The 4574-nt window shown below is 62.2% G+C and carries 4 protein-coding genes; 3 read left to right on the forward strand and 1 reads right to left on the reverse strand.

The window, feature by feature from the left end:
• Positions 1-207, reverse strand: a 207-nt coding sequence (locus tag RR49_RS15915; RefSeq protein ID WP_211255119.1) for a hypothetical protein, incomplete at its 3' end; no start/stop codon positions are given.
• On the opposite strand from RR49_RS15915, the gene RR49_RS15230 reads away from it, so the two are divergent.
• The 3 genes from RR49_RS15230 (at position 138) to RR49_RS00230 (ending at position 4297) form a co-directional block, all read left to right on the forward strand.
• Positions 138-1523, forward strand: a complete 1386-nt coding sequence (locus RR49_RS15230) for an ATP-binding protein (RefSeq protein ID WP_048809508.1) — start codon at positions 138-140, stop codon at positions 1521-1523. The two genes, RR49_RS15915 and RR49_RS15230, sit on opposite strands and share 70 nt — an antisense overlap.
• A gap of 207 nt (positions 1524-1730) precedes the next feature.
• Entirely contained in the window at positions 1731-3398 is a 1668-nt protein-coding gene (locus RR49_RS00225; RefSeq protein ID WP_045245716.1) for an HsdM family class I SAM-dependent methyltransferase, read from the forward strand.
• The gene (locus RR49_RS00230) at positions 3398-4297 is read left to right on the forward strand and encodes a hypothetical protein (RefSeq protein ID WP_045245717.1); all 900 of its coding nucleotides are present in this window, start codon (positions 3398-3400) and stop codon (positions 4295-4297) included. The genes RR49_RS00225 and RR49_RS00230 overlap by 1 nt, the downstream gene beginning before the upstream one ends.
• Positions 4298-4574: the final 277 nt, after the last annotated feature.

Consider the following 4574-nt stretch of genomic DNA (forward strand, 5'->3'; position numbering starts at 1 on the left):
CTCAAGATCAACCAGCTCGACACCATCACCGACGACGTCATCGAAGCCGCCGCCAGCATCCTCGTCATCGGCAATTAGCGACACAAAGCGATCACAGAACACCGCCAAAGAGCGGCAAACTCCACAATGGTCAGGGCATGAACTGGTTGAAGCGATGGTGGCGCGGGGAGAAGCCGGAACCGGCCGTGGAGCCATCGCCTCGCTCATACTCACTGGGAGAAGTGTTCACACCCGGGCAGCCCGCGGATAAGGGGTTTGTCAGCCGTCCCGTGGAAGAGCAGGACCTGCGGAACTTGCTTGACGAACGTGGAACCCAGATCTTGGTGTGGGGTGAGTCAGGCGCCGGCAAAAGCTCACTCGTGGCGAACGTGCTGAAGAACGAGGGGCAGCCGTCAATCACGACCCGATGCGAAGCGACAACCACGTACGAGCAAGTCTTGTCCTCCGCCTTCGACCGTATGAACGCAATGGTGCGAACCGGTCGCAGCAATCAAGACACGCGACAGCTGAGCGGGGGTGCGGAGTTCGGGGGACCTGTATCGCCGGCGTCCTTCCATGCTGACGCTTCGTGGGAGGCGGGTCAGACCGAGGACTTCGAGAGAGTTGTGCCCGCACAACTGACTTCGGAGGCGCTTGCCGTGCGCCTCGGATCTAAGGGTCTCGTCTGGGTGATCGAGGACTTCCATAAAGTTTCTCCCGAAACCAGGAATCGTCTCGCAGACGCTATGAAGGTGTTCAGCGACGAATCTCTAAACTACCCGCGGCTGCGGATGATTGTGCTCGGCGTAGCGGAAACAGCTGGAGAGATCTTGAGAGCTCCGTCCAATATGGGCGGCCGCTTGGCTGATATTCCTATTCCGCCGCTCGGAGACGATGACCTCGGTCAGCTGCTCGACAAGGGCAAGGACCTACTAAATGTTGATCTCGGTGCAGTGCGTAATCGAATCATCAAGCATTCGGTGGGAGTGGCGAGTGTCACGCATGCCTTGGCGCGCGAATGCTGCACGGCCCTTGGTGTGCGAGAGACGAGCCCGAATCCGATGTACGTGACTGCGGAGGCGCTGGAGACCGCCAAGACCGCGTACTCGCGGACGCGCGGTGGCACCATGCGGGAAGACTTTGATGCGGCTCTAGAGGTCACTCAAACCCGAAAGTATCACAACTACGCGATTATCCTTCGAGCGATCGCTGCCCTGCCGGAGCGGGGAGCGACGCACGCCCAGATCCTCGCAAAGATTCGGGAGGGTCTGCCCGATTATCCTCCCGGCAATCTCACGACTTACCTCCGAAAGCTCCAGACCGAGGAACGCAGAGCACTTATTAGAAAGACATCCGAAGGGCTGTTCCGCTATAACCGTCCGCTTCAGCATGCCTATGCGATTCTGCGTTTCAAGCTCCCCATGAACGCGGAAGAAGAGTTCTGGGCCAGAGATCTAACCGTGACCACTGAGGAACAAGACTTGTCTGTTCGGCTTGCAACCGAAGAGAACCTCGAGGCTTCGAACGACGACGACGAGCGGTAGTCATCGCTCGGGGGCTGGCAACTACTGGTTTCGTCATGCCGTCCGTCACCCTGCGCCCACAACCTGACGGTCGAGGAGGTCACGAGTCTGAACTAGCTGTACATCTAGACAGCGCTCCGCCGCCGGTGGACGGCACAATCACCGCATCTCTCCGGGCGGCGGGCGTGTGCGGAGTCTCAGTGGCTTCGCGGCCCCTAGTCTGATGAGGTGTCCGCCGAGGTGATCCATTCGCACCCTTCCGACGTTGCTGCGGCGCGGAAAGCTCGCGGTGCGTTCTTCACGCCAGAGGGCATCACCCGCCACATTGCCGAGTGGGCGATCCGCTCCGCTGAAGATCGTGTGCTTGAGCCGAGTACCGGCGAGGCCGCCTTCCTCATCTCCGCTGTTGAGCGCCTGACTGACCTCGGCAATGAGTCGCCGCGCGTGAACGGCGTCGAGATTCATTCACCAAGCGCGGAGGCAGCTCGCGCGCTGATCGGCGCTGCTGGGGGCACCGCCGATATCACCGTCAGCGACTTCTTCATGGTCGAGGCGTCGGCGACGTTCGATGCAATCATCGGCAACCCTCCGTTCATTCGCTACCAGGACTGGACGGGTGCGCAGCGAGACCGAGCACGGTTCGCCGCGCTGCAGCAGGGGGTGGGGCTGACTGGCCTGTCATCGAGCTGGGCTGCGTTCGTGGCGCACTCGGCTGGATTCCTCAAGCCTGGAGGACGCCTGGGCCTCGTGCTGCCGGCGGAACTGCTGAGTGTGAACTACGCCGCCCCGGTTCGCCGTTTCCTGCTGGAAAACTTCGCGACCGTGGAGCTCGTGGTCTTTGACGAGCAAGTATTTCCCGACGCCGAAGCCGATACCGTGCTGGTAAAGGCTGATGGCTGGCAACAGGTCCCCGCTGGCAGCGCCGTCCTGCGACAAGCCCGCAACGCATCGACGCTCGAGGCTTTGGAGACGGGGACGGCGTGGGCGCCTATCGACACGACTGAGCGCTGGACCGCCCTGGCCCTCTCTCCGGTGACGGTGGCCGCAATGGCGCGGCTCTCGGACGTCGAGGCTTTCGTTCCGTTGGAGACATACGGTGACACGTCACTGGGCGCGGTCACGGGCGGGAATCGGTATTTCACTTTGTCTCCCACCCGCGTGCGCGAGCTCGGTATACCCCAACGAGATTTGCTGCGCATCAGTCCTCCCGGTAGCTCTCACCTGCGTGGGCTCGCGCTCACTAAGAGCGCCATGACCCGGCTCGGCCAGGACGGGCAGGCCACCTGGCTTCTGTACCCAAGTGTGAAACCGGCGGCCTCGACGCTCCGATACATCGAGGAGGGCCACCGCACCGGCGCCGACCAGGCATACAAGTGTCGGGTGCGTAAGCCGTGGTGGCGGGTGCCGGTGCTAAAAGCCCCTGATCTGTTCCTGACGTACATGAACGCCGACACGGCCCGTCTCACGACGAACACTGTTGCTGCCCGTCACCTCAACAGCGTCCACGGTGTCTACCTCACCGAGGACCACCGGGAGCTCGCACGAGACGTCCTGCCGATCGGGTCGCTGAACTCGATGACGTTGCTGTCTGCTGAGCTTGTCGGTCGCTCCTACGGCGGGGGTATCCTCAAGATCGAACCTCGCGAGGCTGACCGTTGGTGGATGCCCTCGCCGGCTCTCCTCGCACAGCATCGCGAGGCGCTAGCCGCGTTGCAGCCGCGTGTGCAGCGAATGCTTCAGAGCCGCAATCTGCCGGGGGCGGTGGAGTTGGTCGATGCTGTGCTTCTCAACGATGTGCTGTCGGCTGGGGAGCTCTCCGCTATTGCTGGGGATCACCGTGCATTGACTACTCGTCGGACCGTTCGTGGACGAAGTGGTGGCAGGGGAGCAGCGTGATGGTTACCAAGCCGGACTCCTTTACCCCATTCGATGAAGCACTCGCGGCAGCGGGTCTCAGCGATCCCTGGGTGCACGGGCGCGACGAAGCCGCGGCGTACCAGCCCGATTACGGGCTTCTGGAGCAGCTGTTGACCATCCCGATTGCTGCGAACAAGGGGTGGGCGACCGGTGCACTGGCGAACGGTGTGGACTCGTGGCTTGCGCATGAGCTCAGACGCTCCGGTTTCACACCGGACGAAGTGTGGCCACGCGCCACGCGTCCCCGCATCCTTCCGCGCGATGTTGCGCTTCTATTGGAAAAGTTGCCGCGTGACCTATCCAATGAGGTGCGCGCGAAAGTCATCGCGATGCCTGCCATCGCACCCACAGACGCGAAGATCCTCGGCCGTGCTTACGAGAAACAGGTCGACGTCGCGATCGCCAGATGGGACCGCGGACCTGAACTGCTGCTATCGACGAAGACGCAGGTCTCCTCCTTCGGCAAGAACCTCTCCAACCGGTTCGAAGAAGCCTACGGCGATGCCGGCAACCTCCGCAGCCGATACCCGCTTGCCGCGGTCGGGTTCTTCTTCGTCCAGCGTTCGACCATCCTCACCCAGGAACCCGATGCCTACGAGCGCACCGTCGACATGATGCGTAAGCTCCGCGACCTCGGCGGAGCCAACGGCTACACCGCCACCGGGCTCGCTCTCGTCAGTTGGTCCGAGGAGGACTCGACAGTCAAAGTGGAGCTTGATCGAGTCCCGGAAGATGTGCGTCCGGAACAGTTCATGACGCGCATGATCGAGCAGGTGCTGGCTGCAACCTCGGTTTCTCAGCATGTCGACGTGCGCAGCCTCATCGAGCGTCGCGAACTGGCGGTAACCGAAGAGGACGAGACGACCGACCTGCCGTAACAAACGCAGGGCGGTCAGGATTAGATCGACCTGCCCTAAAGCAAGACGGCCGATGCGGTCGCGGAAACGATCGTCACCAGCCAGATAGCCGGCGCTAGAGTTCGACCGTTCAGATACCTAGAGAGGTTGACTATGCCAAACGCCGATAAGGGGCTCTTCGGACATCCGGTGGGGGGGTCATGGGGTGAGTCCGCCGGCGGTGAGGAGCATGCGGAGGCGGTAGTTCTCGCGGTTGCGATAGCCGCGGGCGAGGCGGCGGTGGAGCTCGATGATCCCG

Source organism: Microbacterium ginsengisoli, assembly GCF_000956535.1.
Taxonomy (GTDB): Bacteria; Actinomycetota; Actinomycetes; order Actinomycetales; family Microbacteriaceae; genus Microbacterium; species Microbacterium ginsengisoli.

Bases quoted from the DNA above. Each gene is read 5' to 3' on its own strand.
- RR49_RS15230 (WP_048809508.1), top strand. From the start codon at position 138: ATGAACTGGTTGAAGCGATGGTGGCGCGGGGAGAAGCCGGAACCGGCC.
- RR49_RS00230 (WP_045245717.1), top strand. From the start codon at position 3,398: ATGGTTACCAAGCCGGACTCCTTTACCCCATTCGATGAAGCACTCGCG.